The 13393-nt window shown below is 63.4% G+C and carries 15 protein-coding genes; 11 read left to right on the top strand and 4 right to left on the bottom strand.

Annotation, left to right across the window (positions count from 1 at the left end):
* Nucleotides 1-85 precede the first annotated feature (85 nt).
* Entirely contained in the window at nt 86-631 is a 546-nt protein-coding gene (locus tag LB533_RS14990) for a carboxymuconolactone decarboxylase family protein (protein WP_224677552.1), read from the bottom strand.
* Nucleotides 632-748: 117 nt separating this feature from the next.
* Between LB533_RS14990 and LB533_RS14985 the strand changes: the two genes are divergently transcribed.
* The 4 genes from LB533_RS14985 (at nt 749) to LB533_RS14970 (ending at nt 4275) form a co-directional block, all read left to right on the top strand.
* Nucleotides 749-1696 carry a LysR family transcriptional regulator gene (locus LB533_RS14985; RefSeq protein WP_224677551.1) on the top strand — a complete coding sequence of 316 codons (948 nt, stop codon included), beginning with the start codon at nt 749-751 and terminating at the stop codon, nt 1694-1696.
* Between the two features lie 129 nt (nt 1697-1825).
* Nucleotides 1826-2479 carry a peroxiredoxin-like family protein gene (locus tag LB533_RS14980; protein ID WP_224677549.1) on the top strand — a complete coding sequence of 218 codons (654 nt, stop codon included), beginning with the start codon at nt 1826-1828 and terminating at the stop codon, nt 2477-2479.
* 175 nt (nt 2480-2654) lie between these two features.
* Nucleotides 2655-3599 (top strand): LysR family transcriptional regulator, encoded by a 945-nt coding sequence (locus LB533_RS14975; RefSeq protein WP_224677548.1) that lies wholly within the window; start codon nt 2655-2657, stop codon nt 3597-3599.
* A gap of 13 nt (nt 3600-3612) precedes the next feature.
* Nucleotides 3613-4275: a peroxiredoxin-like family protein gene (locus LB533_RS14970; RefSeq protein WP_224677546.1), complete on the top strand. Its 663-nt coding sequence runs from the start codon at nt 3613-3615 to the stop codon at nt 4273-4275.
* A gap of 58 nt (nt 4276-4333) precedes the next feature.
* Here LB533_RS14970 and LB533_RS14965 read toward each other — a convergent pair whose 3' ends face one another.
* Complete coding sequence (locus LB533_RS14965) at nt 4334-4609, bottom strand: hypothetical protein (protein WP_224677545.1); 276 nt, start codon at nt 4607-4609, stop codon at nt 4334-4336.
* Between the two features lie 157 nt (nt 4610-4766).
* On the opposite strand from LB533_RS14965, the gene msrB reads away from it, so the two are divergent.
* The 4 genes from msrB to LB533_RS14945 all read left to right on the top strand — a co-directional run bounded on the left by msrB (nt 4767) and on the right by LB533_RS14945 (nt 7278).
* Entirely contained in the window at nt 4767-5219 is a 453-nt protein-coding gene (gene msrB, locus LB533_RS14960; RefSeq protein ID WP_224677544.1) for a peptide-methionine (R)-S-oxide reductase MsrB, read from the top strand.
* A 2-nt stretch (nt 5220-5221) separates the two neighbouring features.
* Nucleotides 5222-5734, top strand: coding sequence for a peptide-methionine (S)-S-oxide reductase MsrA (msrA, locus tag LB533_RS14955; RefSeq protein WP_224677543.1), 513 nt, complete (start codon nt 5222-5224; stop codon nt 5732-5734).
* A 136-nt stretch (nt 5735-5870) separates the two neighbouring features.
* Nucleotides 5871-6125 (top strand): DUF2171 domain-containing protein, encoded by a 255-nt coding sequence (locus LB533_RS14950; protein WP_224672362.1) that lies wholly within the window; start codon nt 5871-5873, stop codon nt 6123-6125.
* 124 nt (nt 6126-6249) lie between these two features.
* Nucleotides 6250-7278, top strand: coding sequence for a transaldolase (locus tag LB533_RS14945; protein WP_224677542.1), 1029 nt, complete (start codon nt 6250-6252; stop codon nt 7276-7278).
* Nucleotides 7279-7466: 188 nt separating this feature from the next.
* Here the strand turns inward: LB533_RS14945 and LB533_RS14940 are convergent, their stop codons facing one another.
* Entirely contained in the window at nt 7467-8420 is a 954-nt protein-coding gene (locus LB533_RS14940) for an AraC family transcriptional regulator (RefSeq protein ID WP_224677541.1), read from the bottom strand.
* Nucleotides 8421-8676: 256 nt separating this feature from the next.
* Between LB533_RS14940 and LB533_RS14935 the strand changes: the two genes are divergently transcribed.
* A complete protein-coding gene (locus tag LB533_RS14935; RefSeq protein WP_224677540.1) occupies nt 8677-8865 on the top strand; it encodes a hypothetical protein in 189 nt (62 codons plus the stop codon).
* Between the two features lie 17 nt (nt 8866-8882).
* Here the strand turns inward: LB533_RS14935 and ileS are convergent, their stop codons facing one another.
* On the bottom strand, nt 8883-11795 hold the full coding sequence (gene ileS / locus LB533_RS14930) for an isoleucine--tRNA ligase (protein WP_224677539.1): 2913 nt from the start codon (nt 11793-11795) through the stop codon (nt 8883-8885).
* 823 nt (nt 11796-12618) lie between these two features.
* Here ileS and LB533_RS14925 point away from each other — a divergent pair.
* Nucleotides 12619-12849: a hypothetical protein gene (locus LB533_RS14925; RefSeq protein WP_224677538.1), complete on the top strand. Its 231-nt coding sequence runs from the start codon at nt 12619-12621 to the stop codon at nt 12847-12849.
* A gap of 111 nt (nt 12850-12960) precedes the next feature.
* Nucleotides 12961-13278 (top strand): c-type cytochrome, encoded by a 318-nt coding sequence (locus LB533_RS14920; protein WP_224677537.1) that lies wholly within the window; start codon nt 12961-12963, stop codon nt 13276-13278.
* Nucleotides 13279-13393 lie beyond the last annotated feature (115 nt).

Genomic DNA, 13393 nt, shown 5'->3' with positions numbered 1-13393 from the left:
GCGCTTGGTGTCGTAGCAGGCCGTAAGCACCCCTCGAGACATTGGATTCCGCAGCCCTCCCCTTCCCAAAGGAAGACACCTCGCGCTAGCCCGCCTTCGCCGGATCGACCTCTGGAAAATCGATCGGAGTCTGCACCGCGTTGTTCATGAAGTTGGTCAACAGGAACTGGGCAGTTAGCGCGATCATCTCGACGATGTTGGCGTCGGTCCATCCAGCGTCCTTGACCGACGCGAACTGGGCATCGGAAACCTTACCGCGCGTCTCGATGAGGGCTTTCGCGAAGGCCACCGCAGCTTGCCGCTTCGGGTCGCTCGACCGGCCTTGCCGATTCAGCGCGATCTCCTCTGGGGGTATCTTCGCCAAGTTCGTCGAGACGTAGCTGTGCGCGGCAAGGCAGTAGTCGCAGCCGTTAGCCTCCGAGATTGCGAGCGCGATCCCCTCCCGGGTCTTCAGGTCGAGGGTCTTGGACACCGGCCCCATCAGACCCGCCCAACCGCCGAGGGCGTTCGGGCTGATGGACATGAGGCGATAATGATTGGGCACGAAGCCAAGCATCTTGTTGATGTTGTCGAGAATTGCCTGGGATCCGGCGGGCGCGTCGTCGCGGCCTGGGATAGCGATGCGGGACATTGTCTTCTCTCCGTCGGACTCCGGCCGGCTCGACCTTCATACGGTCGAGGTAGCCCCTACCGTGCCGGGGCATAATCCGGTAATCGTGAGAAATGGCCTCTCGAAATGTGAGAGAAGATGGACCGTTTTGAAGCGATGTCGATTTTGGTAGCCTCGGCCGAGGCCGGCAGTTTCTCTGCGGCGGGACGGCAGCTGGGCGTCCCCCTACCGACCATCAGCCGCAAGGTCGCTGACCTGGAGGCCCACCTCAACACACAGTTGCTGGTCCGCTCGACACGGAAGCTATCGCTGACCGAGACGGGGCTCGCTTACGTAGCCGCCTGCAAGCGCATCCTGGAGCAGGTCGAGGAGGCGGAGTCGCATGCCGCCGGGGAGTACACCGTCCCGCGCGGCACGCTGACGATGACGGCGCCGATCGTCTTCGGACGCCTCCACGTCGTACCGGTCGTGAACGAGTTCCTCGCGCGCTTCCCGCAGATTAATGTTCACCTGACGCTCTCCGACCACACGATCAACATTGTCGACGAGCACATCGACCTGGCCGTCCGTGTCGGTGCGCTGCCCGACAGCACGCTCGTCGCCACGAAGGTGGGCGAGATCAGGCGCGTGGTGTGCGGCAGCCCCGACTACTTCGCCGCCCACGGCGTCCCGAAAATGCCCGAAGACCTGGCCCACCACATGTGCGTGACGTTCACGGCCCTGGCATCTGGCATGACGTGGATCTTCAACCCGCGCGGCAAAGCGACCAAGGGCGTGCGCCCCTTCTGCCGGCTGAAGATCAACACGGCCGAGGCCGCCATCGACGCGGCGATCGCGGGCGTCGGCGTGACGAACGTGCTCTCCTACCAGGTCGCACGGGTGGTGGCCGCCGGGCAGCTCAGGCTCATCCTGGAGGACTATGAGCCCGACCCGATCCCGGTGCATCTGGTGCATCCGGGACAGGCGATCCTGCCGCTCAAGCTGCGGTGCTTCACGGAGTTCGCCGCGTCTCGGTTGCGCAAATCTCTGGCGGCCGACCTGGCCAAGCTCTCTGCGCCCAAGACCAGCCCCGAAAAGAAGAAATAGCCTTCTCACTCGCGGGCGATCATTCATGCATGACAAGAATAACTCAAACTCGCGCAGCGAGACTAGCGCCGCCGCACTGGATAAGCGATTATCCTGCCGGCAAGCCGGGCCGCGCGCGACGAGCCGAAAATGTTACTCCAAGACGAACTGGACGCTCTGAAAGCCGAGCGTCTCGCCACGACCCCACCGAAAGTGACGCTGGTTCGACAACGGGCGATGGAAGCGCTTGCCGCATCCGGATTGGCCGAGCGAGCTGCGCACGCCGGGGAGCAAGCCCCCGCCTTCCTGCTGCGTGACGGCTACGGCGGGGCGTTCTCGTCGCGCGAGGCGCTGCGTCGCGGCCCGATCGTCCTCGTGTTCTACCGGGGGAGATGGTGCCCCTACTGCAACATCGACCTGCGAGCGATCGAGTCGGTCTCCCACGACATACGCAGCCTCGGCGCGTCGCTGGTCGCCGTCTCGCAGCAGACGCCTGACAACAGCCTGGAGACGCAGAGGCGTAACGGGCTGTCGTTCGCGAGCCTGGCCGACGCGGGAGGCGAGGTCGCGCACGCTTTCGGCCTGCGCTGGAAGGTCTCCGACGAACTGCGTGCCGTCGAGGAGGGTGGCGACATGGATCTCGCGGCCTTCAATGGCGATCGGAGCTGGACGTTGACCATGCCGGCCCGGTACGTCGTGGCGCCCGACGGGACGATCGCATACGCCGACATCAGCGTCGACTACACGCGGCGTGGCGACCCGTCCGAACTGATCCCGGTCCTCGCCCACCTCGCCGCGCACTAGCCCGCCTTCAGAGGCTCCAGAAAGCGTGTCCGTGCGTCCAAACCGGTAGAAGCGGGCCTTTCCAACGTGGTCCTGCAAGTGGCATCCATACGCCATGAGTGCGGCGTGCCTCGTCACGCCGTCGAGTGCAGAGCCTCGTCAGCATAGTCGGCAGCAACTTGACGGAGAACAACCTATGGAGCTTCATCAAGTTCGCTACTTCCTCGCCGTAGCGGCCACGCTCAATTTTACCCGCGCTGCCGAGCAGTGCAATGTCACGCAGCCCGCCCTGACCAAGGGGGTGCAGAAGCTCGAGCGGGAGCTCGGCGGCCAGTTGATCTACCGCGAGCGCCAATTGACGCAGCTCACTGATCTTGGGAAGGAAGTCCTTCCGATGCTGGAGCGCACGCTGGCCTCGGCAGAGGCGGTGCGCCGCAGAGCCCAAGAGTTCCAACGCAAGGAGGTTGCGCCACTGAAGATCGGCCTCGCCCCGTCCATCTCTGCGTCGCTCGTCCTCGATCCGATCGCGGAGATTGCAAAGTTCGTCCCTGGACTTCAAGTCGAACTGCGCGAGGGCGCAGCGGAAAAACTCGTCGACCTCTTGCTTGAGGGGGAGATCAACGCCGCAATGGTCGGGGACGTACAGGACATCCCCGACCGCATCGACGGCTGGTCGCTGTTCGAGGAGCGCTACGTCGCAGTTCTCGCGCCGACACACCAGCTCGCAAACCGTCCGTCGATCGGCATCGACGACCTCCGCGAGACCATCTTGCTGGAACGCACCGGATGCGACGTCGCCCCGAAGATCCAACGGTCGTATTTCCCCGAGGAACCGCCGCATCTCGGCCACTGCAGCGGTCACGACTTGCACCTCCAGCACATGGCCGCGGCTGGCTTTGGCGTGATACTCGCGCCCGAGCACATGCCGCGCCTTCCGGCACTCAAGACCATTCCGCTCGAAGGCGACCCGGTTTCGCGGCAGGTGCGGTTGCTGGCAGTGCAGGGGCGCCGCTACTCGCCGGCGCTGGACGCGTTCGTCAAGGTCGCGCGGCTTCGCGACTGGTCGGTCGAAATCCCCGACCCGGGCAACGACACGCACGCCGCCGGCCAATCGCTTCCAGCCAATCGATCCGCAGCCTGACGACGCCTCACCGATGCCAAACCAGACCGACAAAACACTTGCCCAGATTCGCACAGAGCTGTTGACGACGTTCAGCGCCGCGGATTGGGAGTCATACAACCACCTCGTGGGGTGGCTGCGCGATACAGGCGTGGCATCGCATGCGTTGAAGGTCGGAGACGCCGCGCCGGACTTCCTCCTGCCGGACGCCGACGGCCATCTCCACTCCTCCGAGGAGCTGCGCCGCAACGGACCCCTCGTCCTGAGTTTCTTCCGAGGCGGCTGGTGTCCGTTCTGCACCGCTGAGCTGTGCGCCCTCCAGGCCGCGAGGGACGAGTTCGAGAGCGTCGGCGCGACCCTCGCGGTCGTCACACCCGAGACCAGGGATTTCCCGCGGCAGCTCAAGCAGAGCCTGGGCTTGGACCTGAAGGTACTCGCCGATGTCGACTACGGCGTTGCCATGTCGTATGGCGTACTGTTTCGGATGCCCGACGAGACCAAGGCGCACTATTCCGGGCTAGGCTTCGACCTCGGCGCCCGGCACGGGTCGTCGGTCTGGATGCTGCCCATTCCCGCGACCTACGTGATCGACGCGGCAGGCCTGATCCGCAGCGCGTTCGTCGAGCCCGATTTCACGATACGGGCAGAGCCGGCACAAATCTTGGCCTCGCTGCGCCAGGCCGCCTCCACATCTTAGCTGGAAGGGCCCGCCATCCCAGAACGGCAACGCGCAACGCATGGACCGGCGATACGTCTCAAGCCTGGAAGCCGTCTGGAACATATCCGAGGACGAACGCGATGACCTTCTCGACCGGCATTTCGCAGGGCCGCAAGGAGCTCTCGCCGGACCTCAGCCGGTAAAGGTTGAAGCTGACCACGTCGCCGCCGCCGAGCGCTCGCGCGAACAGGCTGCTCCGCTTTCCGTCGCAAGACCTCCGGACGGTGACGCCGTACCGCAGCCCCTCATACAGGCCTTCACCGTACCCGCACGGAATCGCGGCGAGTGCCGATTCAAAATCTCGTTCTAGCAATGTCTGACCCTCCGGTTCGGGGGCAAGTGCATCCGTTCCCGCCAGATAGAAACACCTCGGGCGGCGATCCGCGTGGCATCGTTTCGATAGCCGCAGGTGATTGGACGCTCACCAGCCCCGTGCCTATCTTTGGCGCACGACTAAAGGGAGTAGCGCGATGCCTACTTACAGGAAAAACTCCGAGGCGGTCTCAAAGTTGACCCCCGAGCAGTACCGCGTAACACAGACTGACGGGACCGAGCGCCCCTTCGCCAACGAATACTGGGACAACAAGGAGCCCGGCCTCTACGTCGACGTGGTATCGGGCGAGCCGCTCTTTGCGTCGACCGACAAGTTTGACAGTGGCACGGGTTGGCCGAGTTTCACCCGGCCTCTTGAAGCCGCGAACGTCGTCGAGAACGTGGACAGCTCGCACGGCATGAGACGGACCGAGGTCCGCTCCAAGCACGGCGACAGCCACTTGGGCCACCTTTTCCCGGACGGGCCGCGCGACAAGGGCGGGTTGAGATACTGCATGAACTCAGCCTCTCTGCGTTTCATCCACCGTGACCAACTGGAGAGCGAAGGTTACGGCGAGTATGCAAAGCTCTTTGCAAAGCAGGAGGTGTGACGATGGCAGCGACTACAGAGCGCGCGATCCTGGCAGGGGGTTGCTTCTGGGGAATGCAGCAGCTGGTGCGGCGCCTTCCCGGCGTCGTGGCGACGCGGGTCGGATACTCCGGCGGCGACGTCAAGAATGCGACCTACCGCAACCACGGCACGCATGCGGAAGCGATCGAGATAACGTTCGATCCGAGCAAGACGAGCTTCCGCGATCTGCTGGAGTTCTTCTTCCAGATCCACGACCCGACGACTCCCAACCGCCAGGGAAACGACCGCGGCGCCAGCTACAGGTCTGCGATCTTCTATGCCAGCGAGGAGCAGCACCGCGTCGCGCAAGACACGATCGCCGACGTCGAAGCCTCGGGGCTGTGGCCCGGCAAGGTGGTGACCGAGCTCTCTCCCGCCGGCGATTTCTGGGAGGCTGAACCCGAGCACCAGGACTATTTGGAGCGCCACCCGAATGGCTATACTTGCCACTTCGTCCGTCCGCAGTGGAAGCTTCCGCACAGAAGCGCCGCCTGAGGGCGGCCTTGGGACGTGTCGGCGGCGGCGGCGGACGCGGCCTACCTCGCTTGCATAAATGAAGATTGCGATGCGTCCTCGCTTGCCGGCGGACGCATCGCTGCGCAATGATCGGCAGACCCACAGGAGAGACGAAATGACCACGGACAAGATCGTTCAGAACATGGAAGTGATCGGTGCGGATGGCGTCCATGTCGGCACCGTCGACGGCGTCGCCAACGGTCGCATCAAGCTCGCGAAGCGCGACAGCGGCGAGGGCCAGCACAAGGGCCACGCGCACTTCATCGCTCTTGGACTGGTCGCCGACGTCGAGGGGCAGAGGGTTCGCCTTTCCGCGAACGCGGCTGTGGCGGTGACATTCGAGGAAGAGCAGTCGGGAAAGCCCGTCTGAAGAAGGACGGTCCGATGACCCTGACCACGCGCAAGGCATAGAACAGTGCGAGCCGGCGACAAGAAGGCAGGCTCGCACCCCGTGCCGCATAAAGGGGCGTGGCCGACATCAAGAGGAAAAGGCCTTGGCGTCGAAGCTGGATCAACTACGCGCAATGACTACGATCGTGGCGGACACCGGCGATCCCGCAGCGCTGGCGCGTTTCAAACCGGTGGACTGCACGACGAATCCCACGCTCATCCTGAAGGCGGTCGACACTCCCGAGTACAGGGATGTCGTAGACGAGGCGTTGGCATGGGGACGCAAACAGAGCGGCGATGATGTACGCGTCGCCGCCGCGACGGCAGACCGGCTCGCAATCTCCCTCGGGGTCGAGCTCTTGCGACTCGTGCCAGGGTATGTTTCCACCGAGGTGGACGCCAACCTGTCCTTCAACATCCGAGCATCGGTCGCGCGAGCGCGGCAGATTATCGACGCCTATAAGCAGCGAGGCATCCCGCCCGAGCGCGTGCTCATCAAACTCGCTTCGACGTGGGAGGGAATACGCGCTGCAGAGATCCTCCAACGCGAGGGCGTGAAGTGCAACATGACGTTGCTGCTGAACAGGGCCCAGGCGGTCGCGAGCGCTGAGGCTGGCGCCTTCCTGATCTCACCCTTTGTAGGCCGCATCTACGACTGGCATAAAAAGTCCACTGGAAAGGAATTCGCCGCCCACGAGGATCCCGGCGTCCGCTCCGTGCGGGACATCTACGGGTACTACAAGTCGAATGGGATACAGACGATCGTCATGGGCGCGTCGTTCCGCAACACCGGCCAGATCGAGGCGCTGGCCGGATGCGATCGGCTTACGATCGCGCCAGCGCTCATGGCCGCCCTTGCCTCCGAGGAGGGCGAGCTCAAACGCGCCTTGGCTCCGGCCGCCGCGGAGCCACGCTCCCTTCGAACGGCCGAAGACGGGATCTGCCATTGGTTCGTGAGCGAAGACGCTGTCGACATAAAGCACCCGGACCCTGCCGACCCGATCGACGAGACAACCTTCCGGTGGATCATGAACGAGGACGCGATGGCGACCGAGAAGCTGGCCGAAGGCATCCGCGTGTTCGCCCACGATCTCCAGACGCTCCGCCACAGGATCGCCGAACGCCTCCAGTGAGTCCCGCGACGTCGCCACGATCGACAGCAAACACAGCCAAGTTTCGTCGCAGAGTTGCAGGCCGGTGGACGGACCGTTCGCGCCGTCCAAACCTCGAAACCTGAGGCACCCTTTCCAGTCGCGTCCAGCACGCCTTGCCACGGTCGCGCGCGAGCGGCGCCTATGCTCTCGCGGAGTGAATGCCGGCGTCAGGCTGCATTGGATTCCTCGATCGCGTCTTCGGTCGGCGTGGCGCTGTGAGACGAGTCGCGCCGCGCCCTGGCACGGTATTCCGACGGGTCGCTGTCGTAGTACCTGCGGAAAGTGCGCGTGAAGCTGCTCCGGCTCTGATAGCCGGCGTTCAAGGCAACCTGGTCGACAGACAGCGCATTGGCGGCGAGCAGGTCTGCTGCGTGGCGCATCCTGACCCGGCGGAGCAACGACATCGGAGACTCTCCGAAGGCGGCGGCAAACCGCGCCATGAAAGCCGAGCGGCTGAGACCGACGGCGTGCGACAGGCTCTGGACGGTGTGCGGCACGGACGGGCGCGAGGCCATTTCGGCGAAAGCCCGTGCGATCGGCGGATCGCTCAAGATCGAAAACCGCTCCACCCACGCGTTCGTCGAGACCAGGCAGCGCCGGAGCAATGCGAGCACAACGAGTTTCAGCAGCGCCGCCGACATCGGCCCTCCACCGACATCCTGGGCTGCGAGCTCGGTCATTGCATAGGCCATCACCCGGTCGAGCTGGTCGTGCACGTCGAACGTCTCGACGATGGGCGTTGCAAGGGAGGCGAACAAGTCGAGTGCTGGACCGTAGTTGGCGCGAAAGGACCCGCACGCAAGCACCAGCGCCGGCTCGCCGTTGCCGACGGTGTGCCGCTGCGACGACCCCGGTGTGAAGCCGCAATTGTTGTAGTTACTGGCGTGCCGCGGTGCGGTCGCGCGCTGCGTCGCGGCGATCGTCATCGATCGCCTCGGCGGAACGATCACCAGCGTGTGCGGCGTCAGGCGTATAGGTGTTTCGTTGTCGAGGAGGATGAATCCGGCGCCTCGAAGACAATAATAGATGGTGGAGGCGTCGGTGCGGGCGAGCGCTAAATGCGTGCCCGCCGCAAGCGTGCACTCCGACAGCCTGACGAATGTGACGTCCAAGGTGGTCATCAATTTGTCCAGGTCTTGTCGCGATATACGCCGGAACGGCTCGCCTGCCACGTCCAGAAGCCTTTATGGTGCTCAGGCCCACATCAGCTCGGCTTTGGGACAGCGGGACGATGCCATCTCACGCAGGCGACCAGCCTACGCGACTGGGTGATGGGGCCTTGCGCACTCCAACCTGATCTGGGCTCTTGATCGGTTCGGTCTTCGTAGCCTTCAACTGAAGACGCTGGACAATCGCCCAGTTGCGGTCGATCGGGTAGTGGTTGCTGCTGAATTTGATAAATTCAGCAGCAACATGAATAAACCGGCTGAGCGTCTCAGCGACCCGGCGAAGCTCTGTGAATTCACCCGAACGCAGGCCGACGCGCGTGAACGGGAGGCGCGCAACATCAGGCACTATGCGCCGACTGGAGCGCCGGTGGTCAATCCGTTCGAGTTGCATGAGTGAATTGAAAGGCGGCTGATTTATAGCCGCCCGAGTTCCCTTAGTTCCCGCAAGGCCGCCGCGTCGCGCGCGGAGACATCGGGAAATTCCGGCTCGGAGCCGACATCGTCGGTATGGCGCCAGGAGCGGGCGCATCTTCGCCCTTTTGCCCTGGCGAAGACGACCGCGACACCCTTGACGTCCTCCAGCGTGAAAGCGCCGGCGGGCGGCTCCTCGGCGCGGATGTCGATGCCGCTGGTGATGCAGATCTCGGCCATATCGACGCCCTCAATCGCGGCGCGCAGCTCGAGATCGGTGATGTTGACCACGGGCGCCGCTTCCAGCGAGGAGCCTATCGTCTTTTTTGCACGCTCGATCTCCAGCGATGCCGTCACAACGCGTCGAACCTGCCGCACTTTCCGCCACTTCTCCGCCAGCTTCTCGTCGCGCCATTTTGCAGGAACGCTCCGGAATTGCTCGAGATGGACGGACGCCGCCTCGGGATGACGCTCCAGCCAGGCTTCCTCCATGGTGAAGGGCAGCATCGGCGCCAGCCATCTCACCAGGCAGTCGAACAGGTGGCGCACCACCTGCACCGAGGCCTTGCGCTTCGCGCTCGACGGCGCATCGCAGTAGAGCGCGTCCTTGCGGATGTCGAAATAGAAGGCCGACAGCTCGACCACCATGAAATCGAGGAGCGCACGGGTGATGCGCTTGAACTCGAACGCATCGTAGCCCTGGCGCACCACCTCATCGAGTTCGGCGAGGCGATGCAGCATCAGCCGTTCCAGCTCCGGCATCCCTTCCAGCGGCACCTCCTCGCCATCGTCATGGGCGAGCGTGCCCAGCATCCAGCGGATGGTGTTGCGCAGCTTGCGGTAGGCGTCGATGTTGGTCTGCAGCACGTTCTTGCCGAGCCGCTGGTCTTCCCAATAGTCGGTCGTCACCACCCACAGGCGCAGGATGTCCGCGCCGGACTGCTTGATCACGTCCTGCGGGACGACGGTGTTGCCGAGCGATTTCGACATCTTGCGACCCTCCTCGTCTATGGTGAAGCCATGGGTGACGACGGTGTCGTAAGGCGCCCTGCCCCTGGTACCGCAGCTTTCCAGCAGCGAGGACTGGAACCAGCCGCGATGCTGGTCGGAGCCTTCGAGATAGACATCGGCCGGCCATTTCAAGTCCGGCCGGTCTTCAAGCGTGAAGGTGTGGGTCGAGCCTGAATCGAACCACACGTCGAGGATGTCCTTGACCATCGCCCAGTTCTCGTTGGCGCGGTTTCCAAGGAAGCGCTCGCGCGCGCCTTCGGCGAACCAGGCGTCGGCTCCTTCCTTCTCGAAGGCCTCGACTATGCGGACGTTGACCACCTCGTCCTTCAGGACATTGCCGTCCTCATCCGCGAAAACGCAGATCGGCACACCCCAGGCGCGCTGGCGCGATAAGACCCAATCCGGGCGCTCCTCTATCATGGCGCGCAGGCGATTGTGTCCCCCGGACGGCACGAAGCGCGTGGCCTCGATCGCGGCGAGCGCGCGCGAACGCAGCGTTGTGCCGTCGCCCAGCTCCTTGTCCATATAGATGAACCATTGCGGCGTGTTGCGAAAGATCACCGGCTTTTTCGAGCGCCAGCTATGCGGATAGGCATGCTTTAGCCGGCCCCGTGCGAAGAGCATGTTGTTCTCGATCAGGGCGTCGATAACCGCCTTGTTGGCATTGCCCTTCTTGCCGTTGTCGTCGATGACGCGCGCAGCGCCGCCCGGTCGATCCGGACCGAAGCCAGGCGCTTCCAACGTGAAGAAGCCGGCATCGTCGACAGTGAAGGGGATGGCGGTGTCGACGCCGCGTGCGCGCAGGTCCGGGGCCGCGTCCATCCAGGCGTCGAAATCCTCGCGGCCATGGCCCGGCGCCGTGTGAACGAACCCGGTGCCCGCATCATCGGTGACATGGTCGCCGGCAAGCATGGGCACCGGAAACTCATAGCCGCCTTCAAGACCCTTGAAGGGATGCGAAAGCGTAAGACTTCCAAGCTCTTGCGCCGATACGCTGCGAAGACGATTCAAGGTGACTTTGGCCTTGGCCGAAGCCTCTTCGGCCAGTGTATCGGCGAAGATCATCTTCTCGCCGAGCTGCGGGCCAAAGTCGTTCTGGGCACCGGTGACCTCGTAAAGGCCGTAGCTGATCTTGGCAGAATAAGAGATTGCGCGGTTGCCAGGCATCGTCCACGGCGTAGTCGTCCAGATGACGACAAAGGCGTCGGCGAGTTGCGCCGTCTCGCCGGCCACCGGAAACTTCACCCAAATCATATCGCTCTCATAGTCCTGATACTCGACCTCGGCCTCGGCCAGTCCGGTGCGCTCGACGACGCTCCACATCACCGGCTTGGAGCCGCGATAGAGCTGGCCCGACATGGCGAATTTCAGGAGCTCACCGGCAATCCTCGCTTCAGCGTGGAAGTTCATTGTCGCGTAAGGATTGTCGAAGTCGCCCTCGATGCCGAGACGCTTGAACTCCTCCGTCTGCACATCGATCCAGTGCTGCGCAAAATCCCGGCATTCCTTGCGGAACTCGTTGACCGGCACCTCATCCTTGTTCTTGCCCTTGGCGCGGTACTGCTCCTCGATCTTCCATTCGATTGGCAGGCCGTGGCAGTCCCAGCCGGGCACGTAATTGGCGTCGCGGCCGCGCATCTGGAAGGAGCGGTTGATGACGTCCTTGAGGATCTTGTTCAGCGCATGGCCGATATGGATGTTGCCGTTGGCATAGGGCGGACCGTCATGCAGCACGTATTTCGGGCGACCGGCGGAGGCCTCGCGCAGCTTGCGGTAGAGATCCATCTCCTGCCAGCGCTTGACCAGCACCGGTTCCTTCTCGGGCAAACCGGCACGCATCGGGAAATCCGTCTGCGGCAGGTAAAGCGTCTTGGAGTAGTCGATCTTCTCAGCGGTCTTGGTCATTGTTTCGCCATGTGGTGCCCACCGGATTTTCAGCCGCGGAATCCGCGAAATCTGAACCGACAACGGCCCTCAATTCCAGGGCGACGAGTTCCAGGCCCAAACGGGAGCGCCGCAGGCTGCACGCCGCCGCAGCGGAAAAGGTAAGTCCGCGGATCGCACCGCGAATCCACAATCCGTCGCCGTTCGTCCAGACACAGGGCTCGCCGCGGCTCTATCCGGACAATCCAGCCATGAGCCGGCTTGAAATGTCTTTCCGCGACGGCGTGCTCGCAGTTGCCTGCCAAAAGGTCGAAGACGGCCGCGAAGCGTTGCGAACGCGACCGGGAAAGAGTGATCGCAAAGTGCCCCTTCATGTTCTTTCTACGCCGTCCGGCACCCCGCGCGCGGCGCGCTCCTCTATGGCTGACCGCAGGCTGACGGGACGTCGGCGCGCGCGCTTTTTCCGACGATACTTCGGGCAATCGAATGCATGTCCAAAGGGAATTTCTAATTTCGTCCGCTGCGTTCGATCCTGATCTCGGCAGGAAGCGATCAATGCTTCGGCCGGGGCGGAGGGGCCGCCGCGCATCAATGATCACACGATTATGGCGCGACAAAAAAGTGGACTGCAACTCCGATGACCAATGACCAGAGCGACAAAACCTTCCATCCGAGCCGTCGAGGCTTTCTCGGCGTTGCCGCTGCCACGGGCGCTGCTTCGCTGGCACCGGCTGTCCTGGTAGGAACCACCGCGACGACCGCGGCTCTCGCGGAAGCATCCGAACCGGCCCCCTCCCCCGTGGATGCTTCCGCGAGTACTATCGCCGTCAAGTTGCCGCCGCCCATGTCCAGCTATCTGTCCTTCGGTCCGGACGAAGCCGGCTTCGTCGAGGTCCTGATCAACGTGATGGGTCCTGCGGATGCACTGACACCCGGCGGCGTCGATTGCGGCCTTGCGGCGACCGACAACTGGCAGGTGGTTTCGGCAAGGGGGCGCGCCTTTATACGCGCGGCCCCTGGCGAGAGGGTAAGCCTCAACTGGGCTACCAATTGCCGCTCACACCCGCGGGACTGACCGCCGCGGCCGCGCCACCTCTGAGTGCGATTAAAAGAAAGGACGTTCCCAATGAAAGGCCCAGGAAAGATAGGTGCGTTTGTCGCGGTACTCGTTCTTGCAGGAGCAACCGTGAATCATGGCTACGCGCAGGACGCCGAGCACGGAAAAACCATCTTCAAAGCCTGCGCGGCATGCCATGCGACGGATCATGCCAATCGCGTCGGACCGGGCCTGGGAGGAATCATCGGCAGGAAAGCGGGTGCGGTTCCCGGCTTCCGTTACAGTAACGCGATGAAGACGTTCGGGATGGTCTGGGATGCGAAGATCCTCGATGCGTATCTGGCATCGCCACAGAAGGTAGTTCCCGGAAACAGGATGCCCTACGCAGGGCTGAAGAACGCGACGGATCGGGCGGACCTCGTTGCCTATCTTGCTACGTTGAAGTAACGGCGAGAAGCCCACGATTACATTATCGTGCAGAAGAGCACGCCATCGACGCTAGCGAGCCGATCGCGGAATCTGGTCCTCAGTACTTTGCCGAAGATTTGAGGCAGCGGACCAA

It is taken from the genome of Mesorhizobium sp. BR1-1-13, from assembly GCF_020165515.1.
In the GTDB taxonomy this organism is placed as follows: domain Bacteria; phylum Pseudomonadota; class Alphaproteobacteria; order Rhizobiales; family Rhizobiaceae; genus Mesorhizobium.
The sequence above is the reverse complement of the archived record's forward strand: the minus strand, read 5'-3'. Positions and strand labels throughout refer to the sequence as shown.

Excerpts from the sequence above, each read along its gene's own strand:
- LB533_RS14990 (WP_224677552.1), bottom strand. The coding sequence starts at position 631 with ATGTCCCGCATCGCTATCCCAGGCCGCGACGACGCGCCCGCCGGATCC.
- LB533_RS14985 (WP_224677551.1), top strand. The coding sequence starts at position 749 with ATGGACCGTTTTGAAGCGATGTCGATTTTGGTAGCCTCGGCCGAGGCC.
- LB533_RS14980 (WP_224677549.1), top strand. The coding sequence starts at position 1,826 with ATGTTACTCCAAGACGAACTGGACGCTCTGAAAGCCGAGCGTCTCGCC.
- LB533_RS14975 (WP_224677548.1), top strand. The coding sequence starts at position 2,655 with ATGGAGCTTCATCAAGTTCGCTACTTCCTCGCCGTAGCGGCCACGCTC.
- LB533_RS14970 (WP_224677546.1), top strand. The coding sequence starts at position 3,613 with ATGCCAAACCAGACCGACAAAACACTTGCCCAGATTCGCACAGAGCTG.
- msrB (WP_224677544.1), top strand. The coding sequence starts at position 4,767 with ATGCCTACTTACAGGAAAAACTCCGAGGCGGTCTCAAAGTTGACCCCC.
- msrA (WP_224677543.1), top strand. The coding sequence starts at position 5,222 with ATGGCAGCGACTACAGAGCGCGCGATCCTGGCAGGGGGTTGCTTCTGG.
- LB533_RS14950 (WP_224672362.1), top strand. The coding sequence starts at position 5,871 with ATGACCACGGACAAGATCGTTCAGAACATGGAAGTGATCGGTGCGGAT.
- LB533_RS14940 (WP_224677541.1), bottom strand. The coding sequence starts at position 8,420 with ATGACCACCTTGGACGTCACATTCGTCAGGCTGTCGGAGTGCACGCTT.
- ileS (WP_224677539.1), bottom strand. The coding sequence starts at position 11,795 with ATGACCAAGACCGCTGAGAAGATCGACTACTCCAAGACGCTTTACCTG.
- LB533_RS14925 (WP_224677538.1), top strand. The coding sequence starts at position 12,619 with ATGTCCAGCTATCTGTCCTTCGGTCCGGACGAAGCCGGCTTCGTCGAG.